At 73.2% G+C, this 20,201-nt stretch carries 16 protein-coding genes, 1 tRNA gene and 1 rRNA gene; 12 read left to right on the forward strand and 6 right to left on the reverse strand.

The window, feature by feature from the left end; all coding sequences use genetic code 11:
- The first annotated feature begins 46 nt into the window (after positions 1–46).
- The 5 genes from rrf (at position 47) to H288_RS0118655 (ending at position 7,543) form a co-directional block, all read left to right on the forward strand.
- Positions 47–162, forward strand: a 5S ribosomal RNA gene (gene rrf / locus H288_RS0118635).
- 109 nt (positions 163–271) lie between these two features.
- A tRNA-Met gene (locus H288_RS0118640) sits at positions 272–348 on the forward strand.
- A 435-nt stretch (positions 349–783) separates the two neighbouring features.
- A complete protein-coding gene (locus tag H288_RS0118645; protein ID WP_020094095.1) occupies positions 784–2,742 on the forward strand; it encodes an autotransporter assembly complex family protein in 1,959 nt (652 codons plus the stop codon).
- Positions 2,743–7,095, forward strand: a complete 4,353-nt coding sequence (locus H288_RS0118650; protein ID WP_020094096.1) for a translocation/assembly module TamB domain-containing protein — start codon at positions 2,743–2,745, stop codon at positions 7,093–7,095.
- Positions 7,096–7,225: 130 nt separating this feature from the next.
- On the forward strand, positions 7,226–7,543 hold the full coding sequence (locus H288_RS0118655; RefSeq protein ID WP_020094097.1) for an HPr family phosphocarrier protein: 318 nt from the start codon (positions 7,226–7,228) through the stop codon (positions 7,541–7,543).
- A gap of 3 nt (positions 7,544–7,546) precedes the next feature.
- Here H288_RS0118655 and nth read toward each other — a convergent pair whose 3' ends face one another.
- The 4 genes from nth to H288_RS0118675 form a co-directional block, all read right to left on the reverse strand.
- Positions 7,547–8,266: an endonuclease III gene (gene nth, locus H288_RS0118660; protein WP_026605075.1), complete on the reverse strand. Its 720-nt coding sequence runs from the start codon at positions 8,264–8,266 to the stop codon at positions 7,547–7,549.
- A 73-nt stretch (positions 8,267–8,339) separates the two neighbouring features.
- The gene (locus tag H288_RS0118665; RefSeq protein WP_020094099.1) at positions 8,340–9,227 is read right to left on the reverse strand and encodes a hypothetical protein; all 888 of its coding nucleotides are present in this window, start codon (positions 9,225–9,227) and stop codon (positions 8,340–8,342) included.
- A gap of 104 nt (positions 9,228–9,331) precedes the next feature.
- The gene (locus tag H288_RS0118670) at positions 9,332–10,438 is read right to left on the reverse strand and encodes a GTP-binding protein (protein WP_042672494.1); all 1,107 of its coding nucleotides are present in this window, start codon (positions 10,436–10,438) and stop codon (positions 9,332–9,334) included.
- A gap of 66 nt (positions 10,439–10,504) precedes the next feature.
- The gene (locus H288_RS0118675) at positions 10,505–12,022 is read right to left on the reverse strand and encodes a D-alanyl-D-alanine carboxypeptidase family protein (RefSeq protein ID WP_020094101.1); all 1,518 of its coding nucleotides are present in this window, start codon (positions 12,020–12,022) and stop codon (positions 10,505–10,507) included.
- Between the two features lie 270 nt (positions 12,023–12,292).
- Here H288_RS0118675 and queE point away from each other — a divergent pair, with 270 nt between their 5' ends.
- Positions 12,293–12,925, forward strand: coding sequence for a 7-carboxy-7-deazaguanine synthase (gene queE / locus H288_RS0118680; protein WP_020094102.1), 633 nt, complete (start codon positions 12,293–12,295; stop codon positions 12,923–12,925).
- Positions 12,926–13,207: 282 nt separating this feature from the next.
- Here the strand turns inward: queE and H288_RS0118685 are convergent, their stop codons facing one another.
- Positions 13,208–14,119, reverse strand: a complete 912-nt coding sequence (locus tag H288_RS0118685; protein ID WP_020094103.1) for a hypothetical protein — start codon at positions 14,117–14,119, stop codon at positions 13,208–13,210.
- A gap of 175 nt (positions 14,120–14,294) precedes the next feature.
- On the opposite strand from H288_RS0118685, the gene rfbC reads away from it, so the two are divergent.
- From rfbC to rfbA, 4 genes are all read left to right on the forward strand, one after another.
- Positions 14,295–14,846: a dTDP-4-dehydrorhamnose 3,5-epimerase gene (gene rfbC, locus H288_RS0118690; RefSeq protein WP_020094104.1), complete on the forward strand. Its 552-nt coding sequence runs from the start codon at positions 14,295–14,297 to the stop codon at positions 14,844–14,846.
- A 93-nt stretch (positions 14,847–14,939) separates the two neighbouring features.
- Positions 14,940–15,989, forward strand: coding sequence for a dTDP-glucose 4,6-dehydratase (gene rfbB, locus H288_RS0118695; RefSeq protein WP_020094105.1), 1,050 nt, complete (start codon positions 14,940–14,942; stop codon positions 15,987–15,989).
- The gene (gene rfbD / locus H288_RS0118700) at positions 15,989–16,894 is read left to right on the forward strand and encodes a dTDP-4-dehydrorhamnose reductase (RefSeq protein ID WP_020094106.1); all 906 of its coding nucleotides are present in this window, start codon (positions 15,989–15,991) and stop codon (positions 16,892–16,894) included. Before rfbB ends, rfbD begins: the two co-directional genes overlap by 1 nt.
- A complete protein-coding gene (rfbA, locus tag H288_RS0118705) occupies positions 16,891–17,790 on the forward strand; it encodes a glucose-1-phosphate thymidylyltransferase RfbA (protein WP_020094107.1) in 900 nt (299 codons plus the stop codon). Before rfbD ends, rfbA begins: the two co-directional genes overlap by 4 nt.
- A 30-nt stretch (positions 17,791–17,820) precedes the next feature.
- Here rfbA and H288_RS0118710 read toward each other — a convergent pair whose 3' ends face one another.
- Positions 17,821–18,087, reverse strand: coding sequence for a hypothetical protein (locus tag H288_RS0118710; protein WP_020094108.1), 267 nt, complete (start codon positions 18,085–18,087; stop codon positions 17,821–17,823).
- Positions 18,088–18,256: 169 nt separating this feature from the next.
- Here H288_RS0118710 and H288_RS0118715 point away from each other — a divergent pair, with 169 nt between their 5' ends.
- Positions 18,257–19,354, forward strand: coding sequence for an OpgC domain-containing protein (locus H288_RS0118715; RefSeq protein ID WP_020094109.1), 1,098 nt, complete (start codon positions 18,257–18,259; stop codon positions 19,352–19,354).
- Positions 19,315–20,187: a GDSL-type esterase/lipase family protein gene (locus H288_RS0118720; protein ID WP_020094110.1), complete on the forward strand. Its 873-nt coding sequence runs from the start codon at positions 19,315–19,317 to the stop codon at positions 20,185–20,187. The genes H288_RS0118715 and H288_RS0118720 overlap by 40 nt, the downstream gene beginning before the upstream one ends.
- The last annotated feature ends 14 nt before the right edge of the window (positions 20,188–20,201 follow it).

Here is a 20,201-nt window from a genome sequence, read left to right on the forward strand (position 1 = left end):
TCGCAACCCGCGACGGCCAAGTCCGAAAGAAATTGCGATGCGCCGGTCTGGTGGCCTGAGCGGCGTGCCCAGAACCCGATCCCATCTCGAACTCGGCCGTTAAACACGCCAGCGCCTATGGTACTGTGTCTCAAGACACGGGAGAGTCGGTCGCCGCCAGACCCGCCCATCGCAATCATCATTCCCTCAGCACGAACACCGATCCGGCCCCCGGACACGGCGCACGCTCACACTGAGCCCGCGTCGACCCGGACCAGCCGTACAGACTTGGCGCGGGGTGGAGCAGCCCGGTAGCTCGTCAGGCTCATAACCTGAAGGTCACAGGTTCAAATCCTGTCCCCGCAACCAAATCCGACGCACAGAACCCGCCGCGCTTAACAGCGCGGCGGGTTCTGCGTTGTGGCAGTAAGTCGCGTGGACCCGCTCGTGGCGCGGACACGCTCCGGAACACGGCCTGCCCTCCGCGAGGGGAGGGGAGTCCGAGCACCGCGCCGCCCCGGGTTCGCGGTCTGTGCCGCCTGCATCACGCGCGTCGGAGCCCGTCGTTGACCAGCCTCATCGCGAGCGGCCGAACCGGTTCCCGGGCGCGGTCCCCGGGCCGCGACCTTGGCGGTGTTGGCCTCGCAGGCACCTGGCCTTAAGATGCGGTGGGGTACGTCGTGATACGGCGTGAGGGGGGAGCGGCAATGATCTCACAGGCAGGCGGCACGGCCGACCTCGATCGGAGCTGAAGAGCGCGGTTTGCGCGTCTCCGCTCCCTCTCATCGTGCGGCCCGCCCGGTGATGCGTCGCGCATCGCCGCCGAGGCTGGTCGCCCTGGCCCTGACCCTGCTCATCGCCGTGGGGACTCAACCCGCGCGTGCCTTCGACCTGTTCGGCCTGTTCGGCAGCGAGCCGGAGCCGCCGCCACCGAGCGCGACGGCGCTTCCGTACACGCTGCGGATCACCGGCACGGACGATTCCGACGTGCTGCGGGCCCTGCAGGACACGTCCACCCTCTATCGCCTGCGGCAGGAGCCGCCGCCCGACGGCGAGGGCCTGCTGCGCCGGGCCGAGACCGATCGCGCCAAGCTCGCCGACGTCCTGTCGGGCTACGGCTACTATCAGGGAACGGTCACGATCCGGATCGACGGCGCGCCGGTGCCGGGCCAGGCGGCGTCGGCGGTCGGTGCCGCGGAGGCGTGGCGCAACCGCGGCCTCGTCCCGGTGCGGATCGCGGTCGATCTCGGGCCCCTCTACCAGCTGCGCCGGATCACCGTGCGCGATCCGGCGGGCAACCCGTTCCCGGACTCCGCGCTACCCGCGCGGGTCACCCGCGTCGACGACGACGTTCCCGCGCGCTCGGCCACGGTGCTGGCGCGGGAAGCGCAGATCGTCGACCAGTTCCGCGCGCAGGGCCATCCCTTCGCCAAGGTGATCGCGCGCGACCCCGTGGTGGACGATTCCGCCCACGTCATGGACGTGACCTTCACGGTGGCGCCGGGCCCGGTGGCCGGACTCGGCCCGGTCGCCATCAGCGGAGCGCCGGGCATCGACCCGGCCACCATCCGCTCCTTCATCTACGCCGAGCCGGGCGACCCGTACTCGCCCCAGGCGGTGGCGGCGATCCGCCGGTCGGTGGCGCGGATCGAGGGGATCGGCGGCGTGCGGGTCCGCGAGGGCACGACCCTCGACGCCGACGGGAACCTGCCGCTGTTCGTCGCGGTCACCGAGCGCGAGCGCAACCTCGTGGGCGTCTCGGCGCGCTACTCCACCGTCGACGGGCCGGGCGTGCGGGCCTACTACGCCAACCGCAACCTGTTCGGTGGCGGCGAGTCCTTCAGGGTGGACGCCGACATCTACTACCTGGGCCTCGGGAACGACCCGTTCGCCAACCAGCGCAAGCTCGCGGGGATCGGCACGAACGGCCTCGGCGGCCGCCTCTCTGCGACCTACGTCCAGCCGGCCCTGTGGGGGACGCGCAACGACTTTCTCGCCAACGCCTTCATCACCCGCGAGGTGCAGCAGAGCTACCTCGTGGATGGCGGGGGCGTCTCGGGGGCGATCCGCCACCGGTTCTCGGACACGTTCTCGGCGCAGATCGGGCTCGACGCGCAGGCGGGCCGGTCGAAGGACGCCCTCGGCACGGTCAATTACCGGCTGATCGGCGTGCCGGCCTCGGTGACCTACGATTCCACCGACAGCCTCCTCGACCCGACCCGGGGCGTCCGGGCCATCGCGTCGCTGGCGGTCTATCCCGGCGCGATCTCCTCGCCCGGCATCGTCGTGGCCAAGGCGCAGGGATCGACCTACTACGCCCTGGACGACGAGGCCCGCGTGATCCTGGCCGGCCGCGTCGGCTTCGGCTCGGTCTCGGGCGCGCCGCTGGGGGAGATCCCCGACAATTTCAGGTTCTTCGCGGGCGGCGGCGGCTCGGTCCGCGGCTACCCGTACCGGACCCTCGGGCCGATCGGTCCCTTCAACCTGCCGATCGGCGGCCGCAGCCTGCTGGAGGCCTCGCTCGAGGCGCGCATCAAGGTCACCGACACGATCGGCGTCGTGCCGTTCTTCGACGCGGGCACCGCCTTCGCCTCGGCGACGCCGGATTTCGATGAGAAGATCCGCAAATCCGTGGGCATCGGCCTGCGCTACTACACCGGCATCGGGCCGATCCGCGCGGACGTCGCCTTCCCGCTCGACCCCTACAAGGGCGGACACGTGCGTCCCGCCGTACTGTATCTCAGCCTGGGGCAGGCGTTCTGAATGGTGTTCCGAACCGGACTCACGCCGCGCACCGCGCGTCCGACCGCCCGTCCCGGCCGGTGGAGCCTGGCGCTCGTCCTGGTCTGCCTCGCCCTGCTGCCCTGGACCCTCGCGGCGACGCGCGCCGACGAGGGCGACAAGTCCGTCCTCGGCGGCCTCCTGTCCCGCGCCCTGTCGACGCCCTCGTCGCGGGTGGCGATCGGCGCCATCGACGGCGCCCTGTCCTCGGACGCGACCATCCGGGACGTGGCGATCAGCGACCGCGACGGCGTCTGGCTGAAGCTCGACCGGGCCCGCATCGTCTGGCGGCGGCTGGCCCTCCTGTCGGGACGGCTGGAGGTCGACAGCCTCGAGATCGGGCATCTCGACGTGCTGCGCCGGCCGATACCCGGACCGCCGCCGCCCGAGGCCAAGCCCGACGGGCGGCTCCTCCCGGACCTGCCGGTCAAGGTCGAGATCAAGGGCTTCAAGCTGGCCGAGCTGACCCTGGGCGAGGCGGTGGCCGGGCAGCCGGCGCGGCTGTCGGCGGAGGGCCGGGCGAAGCTCGGCGCCGCCAGCGAGGGGCTCGACCTGCAGGCGAGGGCGCAGCGCCTCGACGCGCCGGGCCGCTTCCTGCTGTCGCTGCTGTTCGTGCCGAACGGCGAGCGGCTGGAACTCAAGGCGAACCTGGTCGAGCCGGCGGGCGGCCTGCTCTCGAAGGCCGCCAACCTGCCCGGCACCCCGCCGATCGACTTCGCGCTCGACGGGACCGGGACACTGGATGCCTGGGGGGCCAAGCTCGACTTCACGGCCGGTCCCGACATCGGCGCCAGGGGCGGGGCGAAGATCTCCCGCATCGGGGCCGAGCGGCGCCTCGCCCTCGACCTCGCGGCCCGGATCGAGGGGCTGATGCCCGGTCCGGCGGCGGCGGTCTTCGCCGGCACCACCAAGCTCGACGGCGGCCTCGCCTTCGCGGATAGCGGCGCCTTCCGGATCGACCGGCTGGAGCTGACCTCCCGCACGGCGCGCCTGACGGCCGGCGGCAGCCTCACCCGCGACCGGATCGCCGACCTGACGCTGCAGGCGCGCGCCCTGCCGACGGAGGGCGACGTCACCCGGGCCGGCGAGGCCGAGATCGGCAAGCTCGTCTTCGACGGCAGCCTCAAGGGACCGCTGGCGGCGCCCACCGTCCGGGGCCGTCTCGACGCGGCCGCCCTGCGCAGCCGCGATTCCAGCCTCGACCGGATCGAGGCCAGCCTCGGCATCGACCCGCAGGGCGAGCCGTCGGCGCAGCGTTTCGCCATCGCGGCGGACGGCCGGGTCGACGGGCTGAAGCTCGCCGACCCGGCCCTGCGTCGGGCGATCGGCAGCCGGGCCACCGTGACGCTCCGGGCCTCGGCCGGCGCCGACGGCGTTCTCGATATCGCGGCGCTCAACCTCGATTCCGACACGGCGCGGGCCGCCTATGCCGGCCGGGTCGGCCAGAACACCCTGACCGGCACCGTGGACGCGGCGCTGCCGGACCTCTCCGTCTTCTCGGGCCTCGCGGGCCAGGGTCTCGCGGGCAGCCTCGACGCCAAGGCGCGGCTCAGCGGCGATCCGGCGCGCAAGGCCGTCGCCGCCGACCTCGCCGTGACGACGAGCGGCGTCGTCACCGGGGTCCGGGCGGCCGACCGCACCCTCGGCCCCGCGCCGAGCCTCCAGGGGCGCGTCTCCCAGACCTTCGACGGGTACGGCTTCGACCATCTGCGCCTGGAAGGCTCCGGCGTCACCGCGACCCTGCAGGGCGAGGCGACGGCGACCCGCGCGGACGTCACCGGCAGGATCGACCTCAAGAGCCTCGCGGATCTCGACGGGCGCCTCACCGGCAGGGCGGGCGTCGACGCGCGCCTGACCGGATCCCTCGAGCATCCGGACGTGACCGCGACCCTGACGGCGCCCTCCGCCACGGCGGCCGGCAAGCCGATCCGGGACCTGCGCGTCGAGGCGGTCCTGCGGGACGCGCTCCTCGCGCCGGACGGCACGGTCCGGCTCGGCGGCGATGTCGGCGGCAAGCCGCTGACCGGCGGCGCGCACCTCGCGCGCGTCGGCGGGGACTGGGTCCTCGACCGGCTCGGCCTCGATCTCGGCTCGGTCTCCGTCGCGGGCCAGGCGACGGTCGCGGCCGACACGTGGCTGTCGGCCGGCGCGCTCACCGTGCGGGCCGGCGACCTGACGGACATCGCGCCCCTGGTCCCGGAACCGGTCGCGGGCCGCCTCGACGCCGCGCTGACCCTCGCCCGCGACGGCGGGCGCCAGGACGTGACCGTCCGTGCCACCGGGGCCGGTCTCCGCTACGGCGAGACCGCCCTCGCGCGGCTCGACGCGGACCTCTCGGGACGAGACCTGCGCGCCCACCCGGTCCTCGACGGGCGCGTCGAGGCCGACCGGCTCGTGGCCGCCGGCCAGCAGGTCGACACGATCCGGCTCCTCGCGAACGGCACGCCCGCCTTCAGCGACGTGAGCCTCACCGCCCGGGCGCGCGGCTTCACGCTCGACGGTGCCGCGCGGGTCGTCCCGGCCGCGGACACGCGGATCGAGATCCAGCGCCTGTCAGCGGCCCGCGGCAACGACCGCTTCGCCCTCACCGGGCCGGCGGCGATCACCCTCCGGGACGGCGGCGCGGTGATCGACGGCCTGTCGATCGCGGCGGGCTCCGGCCGCGTCACGGTCGCGGGCCGCGCCGGGCGGGATCTCGACCTCAAGGTGGCGATCCGGTCGCTGCCCCTGTCGCTCGCCCGAATCGCCGCACCGAGCCTCGCCCTCTCGGGGACCCTGGACGGGGAGGCGGATCTCCGCGGCCGCGCGACGCGGCCGGAGGGGCGCTACGCGGTCAGCGTCGCCAAGCTCGTCGCCCCGCAGACGCGGCAGGCCGGCTTGCCGGCGATCGACGCGACCGCCAAGGGCACGCTGTCGGACGGGCAGGCGAGCCTGGACGGGCGGGTCACGGCCGGGCGCGGCGTCGCCCTGACGGTCTCCGGGTCGCTGCCCGTGGAGGCCGGGGGTCCGCTGGACCTGCGCGCGCGCGGGACGCTCGACGCCGCCCTCGCCAATTCCCTCCTGAGCGTCGGCGGCCAGAGCGTCACCGGCAAGATCGCCATCGACGGCGGCGTCACCGGCACGCTCGCGGCGCCGCGGGCCCAGGGCGCGGCGGTGCTGAGCGGCGGGAGTTTCACCGATCCGCTGAACGGGCTCCGCTTCACCGGGATCGAGGGCCGCGTCACCGGCCGCGGCGACAGCGTCGTGGTCGAGCGCCTGACCGCGACCGCCCGCAACGGCGGTCAGGTCTCCGTAACCGGCCGCGTCTCCCTCGCGCCCGACTTCCCGGGCAATTTCCACGTCGTCGCCGACAAGGCCGAACTCGTCTCGAGCCCTCTGATGACGGCCGTGTCGAGCGTCGACATCACGCTGGCGGGGCCGCTGGCGCGGACGCCGCGGATCGCCGGCCGGGTGAACGTCGTGTCGATCGACGTCGCGGTTCCGGACCGGCTGCCGGCCACTATCCGGCCGCTGCCGGGCGTCCGCCACGTCAACACGCCGCCGGCCCTGAAGGCGCGCCTGGCGCAGCGGGCGGAGCGGAAGGCCGCGACCCGGTCCGGGCGACGGGGCGGGAAGCCGGCCGTCCCGTTCGACGCCACCCTCGACGTGACGATCGACGCGCCGAGCCGCATCTTCGTGCGCGGGCGCGGCATCGACGCGGAACTCGGCGGTGCGCTGCGCGTCACCGGCACCTCCGCGTCGCCCAACGCCAACGGCGCGTTCTCGCTGCGGCGCGGACAGTTCGAGCTCGTCGGCCAGCGCCTGGATTTCAGCCGCGGCCGGCTGACCTTCGCCGGCAGCCTGACCACGCCGGAGCTCGATTTCGTCGCCGAGACCAAGGCCACCGACGTGACCGCCCGCATCGCGGTCTCGGGCTTCGCGGACGCGCCGCAATTCTCCCTGACCTCGGATCCGGTCCTGCCGCAGGACGAGATCCTGTCGCGGATCCTGTTCAAGAAGGCCTCGGCCGGCCTGTCGCCGTTCCAGGCGCTGCAGCTCGCCCAGGCGGTCGCCCAGCTCTCGGGGGGCGCCGCCGGTCCGGACGTGTTCGAGCAGGCGCGCAAGAGCCTCGGCCTCGACAGCCTCGACGTCTCCACCGGCGCGAGCGGCGGGCCGGCGATCGGCGCCTCGCGCTACATCTCGGATCGGGTCAGCGTCGGCGTGAAGGCCGGGGCGAAGCCCGCCGACACCGCCGTCGGGGTCGACTTCGACGTCACCCGCCGGATCAAGCTGAAGGGCGAGGCCGGGACCGACGGCCGCACCAGCCTCGGCGTCGGCGCCGAGTACGAGTGGTAGCCGGCACGGTCACACAGCCGCCCGTTCCACCGCGCCCGCGGGGCTGCGGGATCGACACGCCCGGTCAATGGTTTAGGTTCGGGACGAGCGGCCGCCAGGGCCGCCGATCGGGCGGGAAACACCACGGGCGATGGACGAGCTTTTCGAGACCGATGACGATCCGCCGGTTCCGGAGGGCGGCCTTATCCGCAAGCTCCCGATCATCAACAGGCGGGGCCTCCACGCCCGCGCCTCCGCGAAGTTCGTGCAGACCGTGGAGCGCTACGACGCCGCCGTGACGGTCACCCGGGCCGGCGAGACAGTCGGCGGACGCTCGATCATGGGCCTGCTGACGCTCGGCGCCGCCATGGGCACACGCATCGCCGTCACCGCCGTCGGCCCGGACGCGGAGAGCTGCCTCGACGCCATCGAGGCCCTGCTGGCCAACCGCTTCGGCGAGGACGAGTAGCGTCTAGGCCGTCGCCTTGCCCGGCCACGCGCACAGGTCGGAGACCGGGCACCGGGGGCAGGCGGGCTTCCGGGCCGTGCAGGTGTCGCGCCCGTGCCGGAACAGCCAGACATGGGCGTTGTCCTTGAACGCGTCCGGCACGACTCGGGCGAGGCCGTCGGCCACCGCGTCGACGGTCGCGGCCGGGGCGAGGGGGATCCGGTTCGCGATCCGGAAGATGTGGGTGTCGACCGCGATCACCGGCTCGTGGAAGGCGAAGTTCGCCGTGACCTCGGCGCTCTTCCGGCCGATCCCCGGCAGGCGGCGCATCTCCGCGGCGCTGCGCGGGACGGCGCCGCCGTGCTCCGCGAGCAGGACCGCCGACAGCCTGACGATGTTGCGCGCCTTGGAGGGCCCGAGCCCGACCGGCCGGACGATCTCGGTGATCCGGGCCTCCCCCAGGGCCGCCATGGCGGCGGGATCGCGGGCCTCGGCGAACAGCGCGTCCGCGATCCGCGAGACGGTCGGGCCGGTGGACTGGGCCGAGAGCAGCACGGTCACGAGCAGGCGGAACGGGTCGGTGCGGTCGAATCCGGCCTTCGGATCCGGGTCCCGCTCGGCGAGGCGCGCGAGGATGGCGGCCACCCGGTCGGCCTCGCCCGCCCCGCGCGAGCGCGGCACAGTCTGTGCGGCCGCCTTCCGGCGCGGAGCGGGTCGAACGCCGTGGGGCAGGTCGCGGGTCATGTCGGCCAGCTAGGGTTCGCCGCCCCCGTCGACAGGCGCCCCGGACGCGGCGGATTGACCGCTCACCGACCACTCAGGCCCGGGCGCGGCGCCAGGGCACCGCGTTGGCGCCGGCGCACAGGTGGAGCGTCCCGGCGACCACCGCGCCGGCCCGCCGGCGGAACTCGACCCGCAGCGCGCCGCGGCGGGCGAACAGCCGGGTGACCACACGCACCAGCGACGCCTCGGCCGGATCGGCGATGATCGGCCGCGCGGCCGTGCGGGCGTCGAGGGCGAGGAAGGTCTCGACGGCGTCGCGGACCGCTTCCGGCTCGGTGACGGCGAGCATCTCGGTCTCCGCGGGCTCCCAGCCCTCGGGACGCACGCCGAGCAGGTTCCCGGCCGGGATCGGCCGGGAACGCGCCGGGCGGCTGGCCGCCAGGACGGGGCGCCGCGGCTCCGGATCCGGGGCGGGTGCGGACTGGCCGACGAGTCGGAGCGGGCGGCGCAGCGCCCCGAGCCGCTCCCGCAGCGCCCGGTCGACGGCCTCCGCGGCCGCGCGCTCCACGAGGGCAGCCGCGTCGGGCTCGGCGAGCTGCCAGGGCCGGGCGCGGCGGCCCCAGACCGGATGCGGCATCGCCAGCGGGACCACGCCGCGCAGGGTCTCGTGGCCGTCGCGCGCGTCGCGGCTCCAGGCGAGGGCGACGGCGACGGGACGACCGGCCGGGCGGTGCTGGGCGAGCGGGAGAAGGTGGTCCGGGTCGCGCAGCGGGTCGGTCACCGCGTTGCGCACCAGCATGGCCCGCCACGCGGCGACGGAGGCCGCGTCGACGGCACCGGGTCGCCGCAGATCGACCCGCCAAGTCCCGGTCTCGGCGCCGTCCTCGGCGCCGTCCTCGGCACCGGCTCCGGCTTCCGGATCCGCCGCGCGGTCCGGCCGCTCGGTGAGCCCGCCCTGTATCACGGTGAAGCGTCGCGCCATCCGCGTGTCCTGCCTCTCGACGACCCGTCCCGATCCGGGACGATCCGGCGCCTCCGGGGCGCCCTTCGCGTCGAGGGCTTCAAGGACGGTGCCGACCGCCGGCGTCAGGGGCCGGGGATCGCCAGGGGATTGTCGGTCAGGGCGGCGGCATCCGGCGCGTCGACCCGGGGGCGGCCGAGGAAGGCGTCCCAGAGCTGGCGCACGAAGGCCGGATCGAGGTCGCGCAGGATCAGGACGAGGCGCGAGGTGTGGTCGGGATCCGGCCAGGCCGGCAGGGTGACCGGCGCGTGGAACACGTGCTGGACGCCGTGGACGACGAGGGGCCGCTCGGGATCGTCGGCGAGGGCGACGAGGCCCTTGAGCCGGAGCAGCTTCGGCCCGTGGCCGGAGCGCAGGAGATCCATGAACATCTCGAAGGCGGGGCGCGGCACGGGCGCCGCGCTGGTCAGGCAGATCGCCCGGATCGACGCGTCGTGGCGGTTCACGTCGGCGTGGCGGTGATGCGCCTGCTCCAGCGCCGCGTCGCCGAGCCACGCGCGCACGTCGGCGGTCTTGCCGTCGAGGCCGAACAGGCCGCCGAGGAGCGTGTCCGCGGGGGCGTCGGGCGCGACGATCGGGGCGGCCGGGTTGAGCGCCGCGAGGCGCGCGCGGATCCCCGAGAGGTCGCCCGCGAGGTCGGCCTTGGTCAGCACGATCCGGTCGGCGACCGCGGCCTGCCGCAGGGCTTCCGGATGGGCGTCGAGGGTCGCGGCGCCGGTGGACGCGTCCACCACCGTCACCACGGCCTGGAGACGGTACCGCAGCACCAGATAGGGATGGTAGATCAGCGCGTGCAGGATCGGCGCCGGATCGGCGAGGCCCGTCGTCTCGATCACGACCCGGCGGAACGGCCGGATCCGGCCGTTGTCGCGCTTGCGCAGCAGATCCTCAAGGGTCGCGATCAGGTCGCCCCGCACCGTGCAGCACAGGCAGCCGGCGCCGAGCAGGATCATGTCCTCGTCGACGGTCTCGATCAGCAGGTGGTCCAGGCCGATCTCGCCGAACTCGTTGACGATCACCACCGTGTCGGCGAGCGCGGGATCGCGCAGCAGCCGGTTCAGCAGGGTGGTCTTCCCGGCTCCGAGGAAGCCGGTGAGCACGGTCAGCGGGATGGGCTCCGGGCGGCGCGGGTCCGGAGCGGGGGCGGGGGTCTCTGACAGAGGCGGCGACATGGGCGACGAAGTGGGGTGTGGCGGCCTCCGCGGCAACGCGGCGGTGCGCCGAGCACCGGAGTGGGCCTACTCGTCGGCCGCCGCCTTCTTGGCGGCCGGCTTCCTGGCCGGGGCCTTGGCCGCCGCCTTGTGGGACGTCGTATCGGCCTTGGCGGGCACCGGCTTGTGGGCGGCCGCCTTCGGAGCCGGCTTGGTCAGGCCCTTCCCGGGCTTGGCCTCCGGCATCCCGGGCGTGACGTCCGACGTGTAGGCGCTGGCGTTCCGCGGCACGCCGTGGCCCGGCTTCGCGGCGACCTTGGGAGCGGATTTAGCGGCCGCCTTCGCGGCCTCGGCGCGCTCCAGGCGCGCCGCGCGCGCCTGCTTGGCCGCCTCGAGGGCCGCCGCGCGCTTGGCCTTGGCAGCCTCGAGCTTGGCGGCGCGGGTGTTGGCGGCGGCGGCCTTCTGCTCGGCCTCCTGCGCCTCGAGGATCTGCTGGCCCTCGGCCGGGTTGCGACCGACCCAGACGGCGATCGGCTGGAGCGGCGCCCGCGGCGGCAGGGACCGCGCCCGGAGGGCCGGGTTGGAGAACGCGGCGAGCGCCAGCGCCGGCGAGTTCGCCGCCGAGCCGCCGATCAACTGCGCGGCCGAACCGGGGGCGCTCAGCGCGCCGGGACCGTCCTCGATGGCCGGGGGCTTCTTGCCGCCGCACACGAAGGGACGCATGTCCGGCGGCGCCGGGATCGCGGAGGCCGGCAGCGCGTCGAGGGTCGGGCTGGTCCAGCCGGCGCTCTGGCCGAAGGCGTAGTCGAACAGGTCGGCGGTCTTCACGTCGCGCTCGCGCGGGGTCGGCTGCCCCATCACGATGGTGACGATCCGCCGGCCGTTGCGCGTGGCGGTCGCCACGACGTTGAAGCCGCCCGAGCAGATGAAGCCGGTCTTCATCCCGTCCGTGCCGGGATAGCGCCCGAGCAGCCCGTTGTGGTTCGCCATCACGGCGCGGCCGAACTGGATCGCCGAGATCGAGAACAGGTCGTGGGAATCCGGGAAGTCGCGGATCAGCGCCCGGGCGAGGACCGCCATGTCGCGGGCGGAGGTCCACTGGCGCGGGTCGGGCAGGCCGTTCGGGTTGAACCAGCGGCTGTCATGCATGCCGATCCGCTGCCCGGTCTCGTTCATCAGCGCGGCGAAGTTCTCGACGGATCCCCCGAGCGACTCGCCGATCGCGTAGGCGACGTCGTTCGCCGACTTGACCATGATGATCTTCAGGGCGTTGTCGAGGGTGAGCTGCGTGCCCGGCTTGAAGCCCATCTTCGAGGGCGGCTCGGCGGCGGCGGCGGCCGAGATGGTGATCATCGAGTCGAGCGAAACCTTGCCCTGGCGGACGAGGTCCAGTGCGACGTAGGTCGTCATCAGCTTCGTGATCGAGGCCGGGTACCAGGGGTCGGTCGGCGCCTGCGCGTAGATGACCTTGCCCGAATCCACGTCGGCCACGAGGATCGGCACCGTCACGGCGTTCGCGGCGCCGATCCCGACGAGGCCCGCCCCGAGCAGACCCGTCAGCGCCGCAAGCCCGACGGTGAGGCGTCGGTAGAGAGAAGAGGACATTCGAGCCCGACTCGTCAGAGGATCGCCTGGATCGACGCCCTGGGGGCGTCGGATTTCCGGCCGGCCAGCCGGAGAGTGGCGCAGCCCGGACGGCCGAAAGGCGATCGCCGGACTGCATCTCGGCATGAACGAGCCTACCGTGGCAAGAGCAAGGCGAGATCACATCGCGGGTCTGCACGGCGCGGTTGTCGGTGGCCCGCGCGGGCGGCACGGCTTATGTGCAGGCCGGGCGCGCAAGCCGGATCGCGCGCGACGGTGACTGGGACGGTTGTGGCTTACGCGGTCAAGGAGATCTTCCACACGCTCCAGGGCGAGGGCGCGCAGGCGGGCCGTGCCGCCGTGTTCTGCCGGTTCGCCGGATGCAACCTCTGGTCCGGGCGCGAGGCCGATCGCGCCGCCGCGGCCTGCCGGTTCTGCGACACCGATTTCGTCGGGATGGACGGGGAGGGCGGCGGGCGCTTCGCGGACGCGGCCTCCCTCGCCGACGCGATCGCCGCCACCTGGGCGGGCGGCGCCGCGAACCGCTACGTTGTCTTCACCGGCGGCGAGCCGCTGCTCCAGCTCGACACGCCGCTGATCGAGGCCGTCCACGCGGCCGGGTTCGAGATCGCCATCGAGACCAACGGCACGCTGCCGGCGCCCCCGGGGATCGACTGGATCTGCGTCAGCCCCAAGGGGAGCAACGCCCTCGCACAGGTCTCCGGCCACGAGCTGAAGCTCGTCTACCCGCAGGCGGATGCCGATCCCGCGGCCTTCGTGGATCTCGCCTTCCAGCACCGCTTCCTCCAGCCCATGGACGGCCCCGACCGGGTCGCCAGCACTGAGGCGGCGATCGCCTATTGCCGCCGGGACGCCCGCTGGCGGCTCTCGCTGCAGACCCACAAGATGATCGGCATTCCCTGAGGGGCCTGGATTTGGTCCCGGGATTGGGTTCGGACGAAGTGATCGCCAAGCCGGTGCCGCACGAGGCGCCGGTCCCCTCTCCCGTGCGGGAGAGGGACAGGGTGAGGGATCAGGGCCATCCGGACGAGTCGCGGCCTGTCGGCAACCCGAGAGCGCGCCTGATCCTGAAGCTTCTCGTCCCTCACCCCGACCCTCTCCCGCACGGGAGAGGGGGTTACGGCGCGGTTGTCTCGACCGGGATCGCCGTCTCTCCGAACCGTCAGGACGCGATCGGGGACGGCACTACCTGACGATAGCCCTCCGCTGGGCGCGCGCCGCGCGGATCGCCGAGCGCGCGAACCGTCCGCCCGCGCGCGGCGGATCGGGATCCTGGCCGTCCAGCACGGCGCGGCGCAGGGCCGCCAGCGCGGGATCGCCCCATCGGTCGAGGACGCGTCCGAACGCGGCGTGGCGCCCGGCATCGAACGGGACCGGTCGCCCGGCCCCGTCCCGCGCGGGATGGGCCGGATGCAGCGTCCCGCAGGGGATCCAACCCGGCGGGATCGGCGCGGTGGCCGCGTGCGTGCGTGCGAGTCGCAGGAGTTGCGGCAGCAGGTGGCACCGCGGCCCGGGCCCCGCGGCCGCCCGATCCGCCTCCGGCGCGAAGACCTCGACGCGACCGATGCGGGTGATGACGATCTGGTCCAGGCTCGAGATGACAGCGGACGGCATCGCCGCGGCGCCGGCGGCGAGGAGCGGTCGGCCCGCCAGCGCCCGCAAGCGGGCGATCCGCGCGGGGTCGGCGGTCCGGAGGCAGGCATCCGCGGCGCGCAGACCGAGGCCGAGATCGAACAGGCGCGCGGCGCGGTCCTCCGGCCGGATTGCCGCCTCGTCGGGACCCAGTTCGGTCAGAACGGTGCGCCGGCCCATCGCGCAGGCGGCCGCGGGAAGGCAGAGCGCGACCGCCTGGCTCCAGCCGTCGGCGAAGCCGGTCTCGTAGGCGAACGGCCTGAGATCCGGATGCGCCCGGACCGCGAGCGCGCCGCGGGCCGTGCGGAGCCCGATCGCGTCGTCCTCGAGGGGCCGTGCCGGCTCGTCGGGTTCCCGCGCGAACACGGCGGCGGCTCCGTAGCCGCCGAGGCTCCACGTGCAGGCCGGATCGGCCAGCTGGGCACGCAGCAGGCCGTCCACCGCGGGTCCGGCTCCGCCCGTCATCGGCTTCCCTCGTGCACGCCACCGCAGCCCGCACGCCTTGACACGGACGGCGAATGACCGGAAGTCGCGGTGCATCACCGAGGTTGTGGTCGGCGAGGCGGGCGCGCGACCCGGAACGACCGACGCGGAGACGTCCGCTGGACCTCGCGACGGGATCCGCAAGAAGGGCGCTGGCATGGACGTCATCGAGACCGAGATCCCGGACGTGAAGCGCATCGTCCTGAAGCGCTTCGGCGACGCGCGGGGCTGGTTCTCGGAGACCTTCCGGGCCGACACCCTGGCGCGGGCCGGCATCACCACGCCGTTCGTGCAGGACAACCAGTCCTTCTCGGCCCCGCAGGGGACGGTCCGCGGCCTGCACTTCCAGATCGCCCCCCGCGCGCAGGCCAAGCTGATCCGCGTGCTGCAGGGCGCGATCCTCGACGTCGCGGTCGACATCCGCAGCGACTCGCCGACCTACGGGAAGTACGTCGCCGTCACGCTCGACGCCGAGAACGGCGAGCAGCTCTACATCCCGCACGGCTTCGCGCACGGCTTCTGCACCCTGACGCCCGACGTCATGGTCGCCTACAAGGTCGACGACTACTACAGCCCCGAGCACGACCGGGCGCTGTTCTGGAACGATCCAGCGATCGGGATCCCGTGGCCGGTCTCCGGCGAGGCGGCGATCCTGTCCGACAAGGATCGCCGGGCGCCGAAGCTCGCCGATCTCGGCCGCGTCTTCTGAAGAGCGCGGCCCGGCCGCAATTTTGTCACGACGGCCGGTCTTAGGCTGCCCCGGCTTTCTCAGTTCTCGATCGATCCGAAGAGGTAATCCACCATGCGCATCCTGGTGACCGGAGGCTGCGGCTTCATCGGCTCGGCGCTGGTGCTGCACCTCGTCAACGATCTCGGCCACGACGTCTGCACCCTCGACGCGATGACCTACGCGGCCAACCCGGTCTCGCTGGCGCCGCTCGCCGACAACCCGCGCCATCGCCTGGTCGAGGCCGACATCTGCGACCGCGCCGCCGTGCAGAAGGCCTACGCGGACTTCAAGCCCGAGGCGGTGATGCACCTGGCCGCCGAGAGCCACGTCGACCGCTCGATCACCGACCCGGGCGCCTTCGTGCGCACCAACGTGATCGGCACGCAGACCATGCTGGACGGCGCCCGCGGCCATTACGAGACCCTGCCGGAGGCCGAGAAGAAGACCTTCCGCTTCCTCCACGTCTCCACCGACGAGGTCTACGGCTCGCTGCCGCCGGACGCGTTCTTCACGGAGGAGAGCCGCTACGATCCGCGCTCGCCCTACTCGGCCTCGAAGGCGGCCTCTGACCACCTCGCCCGCGCCTGGCACGAGACCTACGGGCTACCGGTCCTAGTGACCAACTGCTCGAACAATTACGGGCCGCGCCACTTCCCCGAGAAGCTGATCCCGCTGATGATCCTCAACGCCCTCGAGGGCAAGAAGCTGCCCGTCTACGGCGACGGCCTGAACGAGCGCGACTGGATCCACGTGGAGGACCACGCCAAGGGCCTCGTCGCCGTGCTGGAGCGCGGCCGGATCGGCGAGACCTACCTGCTCGGCGGCCGCGCGGTGCGCAACAACCTCGCGGTGGTCAAGGCGCTGTGCGCGGCCTTCGACCGGCTCCGCCCGCAGGGCGCCCCGCACGAGCAGCTGATCAGCTTCGTGGCCGACCGCCCGGGCCACGACCGGCGCTACGCGATCGACTGCACCAAGGCCGAGACCGAGCTCGGCTGGCGCCCGCAGAAGACCTTCGAGCAGGCGCTTGAGGAGACCGTGGCGTGGTACCTCGGCAACGAGGGCTGGTGGCGCCCGATCCGCGAGGGCCGCTACAAGGGCGAGCGCCTGGGGCTCAACGGCTGATGGACGTCCTCGTCCTCGGCGGCGCCGGCCAGGTCGGCACCGAGTTGCAGGCCCTGATGTGGCCGGACGGCGTCACCGTCCACGCGCCGGGCCGCGCGGACCTCGACATCACCGACGCGGACGCCGTCGCGGCGGCGCTCGCCGCCCGCGCCTACCGGGCGGTGATCAACACCGCCGCCTACACGGCGGTCGACAAGGCCGAGTCCGACGTCGTCGCGGCGTGGCGCCTCAACGCGCTGGCCCCGGCGATCCTGGCGGCCGCGACCGCCGCCAAGCGAATCCCGCTGGTGCACGTCTCGACCGACTACGTCTTCGCCGGGACCAAGCCCGACGGGGCCTACGCGCCCGACGCGCCGATCGACCCGCAGAGCGTCTACGGTGCCAGCAAGGCCGCCGGCGAGCTGGCGGTGCGCACCGGCAACCCGCGCCACGCCATCGTGCGGACCGCCTGGGTGGTGAGCCCGCACCGGGGCAACTTCGTCAAGACGATGCTGCGGCTCGCGGCGGAGCGCGACGCGCTGACCGTGGTGAACGACCAGCATGGCTGCCCGACCTCGGCCGCCGACCTCGCCGCGGCCCTCGCGACGATCGCGCAGGCCATGGCCGCGGATCCGGAGGCGCCGACCGGCACGTTCCACTGCGTGAACCGGGGCGACACCACGTGGTGCGGCTTCGCCGAGGCGATCGTGGCGGGCTCGGCCCGGCGCGGCGGGCGCTCCGTGCCGGTCAAGGGCATCCCGACCTCCGCCTACCCGACACCGGCCCGGCGGCCGGCCAATTCGCGCCTGTCCACCGACAGCCTCAACGAGGCCTACGGCATCGCGCCGCGGCCCTGGCAGGCGGCGCTCGACGACATCCTGGACCGGCTCGTCGGGCCGGTCTCAGAGGGAGTTTCCAAGCCATGAAGGGCATCGTTCTGGCCGGCGGATCCGGCACGCGCCTGCACCCGGCCACGCTGTCGATCAACAAGCAGCTCCTGCCGGTCTACGACAAGCCGATGATCTACTACCCGGTCTCGGTGCTGATGCTCGCCGGCATCCGCGAGATCCTGATCATCTCGTCGCCGGAGCACCTCGACAACTACAAGCGCCTGTTCGGCACCGGCGAGCAGTTCGGCCTCAAGTTCTCCTACGCCCTGCAGCCGCGGCCGGAGGGCCTCGCCCAGGCCTTCGTGATCGGGCGCGACTTCGTCGGCGACGACGACGTGGCGCTGATCCTCGGCGACAACCTGTTCTTCGGCGCCGGCATGGGCGAGCTCCTGGAGCGCGCGTCGAGCCGCAAGCAGGGCGCGACCGTCTTCGCCTACCACGTCGACAACCCCCAGGCCTACGGCGTCGTCAACCTCGACAAGTCGGGGCGGCCGACGAAGATCGTCGAGAAGCCGCAGAACCCGGAATCGACCTGGGCGGTGACCGGCCTGTACTTCTACGACAACCAAGTGCTCGACATCGCCGCCGACGTGAAGCCCTCGGCCCGGGGCGAGCTGGAGATCACCAGCGTCAACGAGGCCTACCTGCAGCGCGGCCAGCTGCACGTGGAGCGCATGTCGCGCGGCTACGCGTGGCTCGACACCGGGACCCACGACAGCCTGCTGGAGGCGAGCGAGTTCGTCCGCACCCTGCAGAACCGGCAGGGCCTGCAGGTGGCGTGTCTGGAGGAGATCGCCTACCTGCAGAAGTTCATCACCCGCGACCAGCTCGTGGCCCGCGGCGAGATGTTCGCCAAGACCAATTACGGGCAGAACCTGCTGCGCCTCTCCCGCGAGAGCGAGGACGACCTGCGCCTGCGCCGCGGCAAGTAGCGTCGTCGGCGGCACCCGGGCGCTGCCCCCTTATCGGGGGGCGCAGCCGATGCAGATGCCGCGCATGAGCTTGTCGTTCTCCGCCTCGCGCGGCGTCCGCACGCGCCGGTCGTCCGGCGTCTCGGCACCGGCGCCGCGGCTCGGCGGCATGACGCGGCCGACCGACGAGGTGTTGGGGGCGGTCGCCGTGGAGGCGGGGCCGCCGCCGGTGCCGGTCTGGGCCTGGGCCAGCGCGGGGCCGGTCGCCAGGACCGGCAGGAGGAGCGCGAGGCCGAGGGCGGTGAGGGGGCGGGTCATGGGTGCGGAACTCCGTGCCGGGCCATAACGCGGGTGTGACCGTCCGGTTCGATCGGGCCGCGCGATCCCCACCTTTGTTCGCCTTTGCAGACGCGATGCGGCGCCGTATCAGGGGCCGCGTTCCCGCCGCCGCCATCCTGATGCGTCGAAACTCGGAGCCGCCGCGACGATGCGGGACCCCAACGCGATCGACTTCTGGCGCGGCTTCGCCCTGATCACGATCTTCATCAACCACATCCCGGGCAACACCTTCGAGCGCTACACCTTCTCGCAGTACGGCATCTCGGACGCGGCCGAGCTGTTCGTGTTCCTGGCCGGCTGGTCGATCGGGATCGCCACCCGCGGGCGCGACGGCAACCCGGAGCCGCCGGGCCGGAGCGTGGTGCGGCTCCTCGCCCGCACCGTCGAGGTCTACCGGGCGCAGCTCACCGTGATGCTGCTGGCGCTCGCGATCATCGCGGGCGCGGCGCTGCTGCTCGACAACCCCCTGATCCTCGAGTGGCACAATGCCGGCGGCTTCTTCGCGGACCCGATCCAGTCGGTCTGCGGGATGGCGCTGCTGACCTACCAGCTCGGCTACTTCAACATCCTGCCGCTCTACGTGCTGCTGATCGGCATCGCGCCCGTCTTCGTCCTGGTCGGCCGCTTCAGCCTGCTCGGGGCCCTGGGCCTGTCCGTGAGCGTCTATCTCGCGAGCCTCGTCTTCGGGTGGAACGTCCCGTCCTGGCCGGGCGAGGGCGACTGGTTCTTCGATCCGCTCTGCTGGCAGCTCCTGCTCGTCCTGGGCTTCGTCCTGCAGGGCTGGAACCTCCGCTCCGACGCCCTGCGCCGCTGGTCGCGGCGCCTGATCCCGGCGGGCGTCGTGATCGTTCTCCTCGGGATCGTGCTCGCCGTGACGGAGATCCGCCCGGATCCGATGCTCGTTCCGGAGCCGCGCCTGCTGTTCACGTTCGAGAAGACTTACCTGACCCCGGCGCGACTGGTTCATTTCTTGGGGGTATTGTTAGCGTTTGCACCGCTTTACGCGGTGCTCGCCCCCCGAATCGGCCGCGTCGTCGGTTATCTGAGTCAGATGGGCCGGAATTCACTGGCTGTCTTCTCGATGGGCTCGATCCTGAGCCTGATCGGACAGCTCGTGCGTTTCCAGACGGGCGGCGGCGCGCTGATCGATATGCTGGTCGCCGGCTCGGGCCTCGTCGGGCTGGGGTTTACGGCATGGTTCGTCGAATGGCGCAGCCGCAGCAGATCGTCGCGACCCCGCGCATGACGCGGGCCCGGCTCGCCGCGGCGCTGGCCGTGCTCCTGCTGTCGGGCCCCGCCGGCGGCGCGGCCGCGGCCGAGCAGGCCGCCGGCCCCGTGGCGGACGATCCGGCCCTGTCGCAGGAATGCCGGGTCCCGGGGGCGCAGCTCTACAGCGTCGCCCAGCTCGGCGCCGTCAAGGCGGCGCTGGCGGAGAACCGACCGCTCAAGATCCTGGCGATCGGCGGCAGCGCGGCGCCGGGCGCCTCGGCCTCCTATCCGGCCAAGCTCGAGGCCGCCCTGGAACACGCCCTGCCGAAGGTCGACGTCGTGATCGACCACCGCGGCCTGCCGGGCGAGATCGCCTCCGGGGCCGCCGAGCGCCTGCGCACCATGGTGGCCGAGGCCGAGCCCGACCTCGTCGTCTGGCAGGTCGGCACCCACGACGCCATCGCCCGCGTCGACGTGGACGCCTTCGCGAGCGCGCTGGCCGAGGCCGTGGGCTGGATGCGGTCCCACGGGATCGACGTGGTGCTGGTCGACCCGATCTACACGGCCAGCATGGCGGCCGACGTCGACTACAACCGGATCGTCGAGGCCGTCCGGAGCGTCGCGACCCAGCAGGGCGTGCCGCTGGTCCGGCGCTACGAGGCCCTGCAGTACTTGTCGCGCCGCAGCGACAAGGGCGAGGGTCACATGCTCGGCCGCCAGTTCCGGCTCAACGACCTCGGCCTGCGCTGCATGGCCGAGCACGTGGCGCTGACGATCGCCACCTCGCTGATGCGGACGGAGGCGCCCAAGGAGCCCAAGGCGGCCCCGGCCCAGCCGCCCTTAACCGAGCCGCAACGCGCCCCGGGCTAGACCGGACGGCCAGA

This window comes from Methylobacterium sp. 285MFTsu5.1 (assembly GCF_000383455.1).
Classification (GTDB): Bacteria; Pseudomonadota; Alphaproteobacteria; order Rhizobiales; family Beijerinckiaceae; genus Methylobacterium.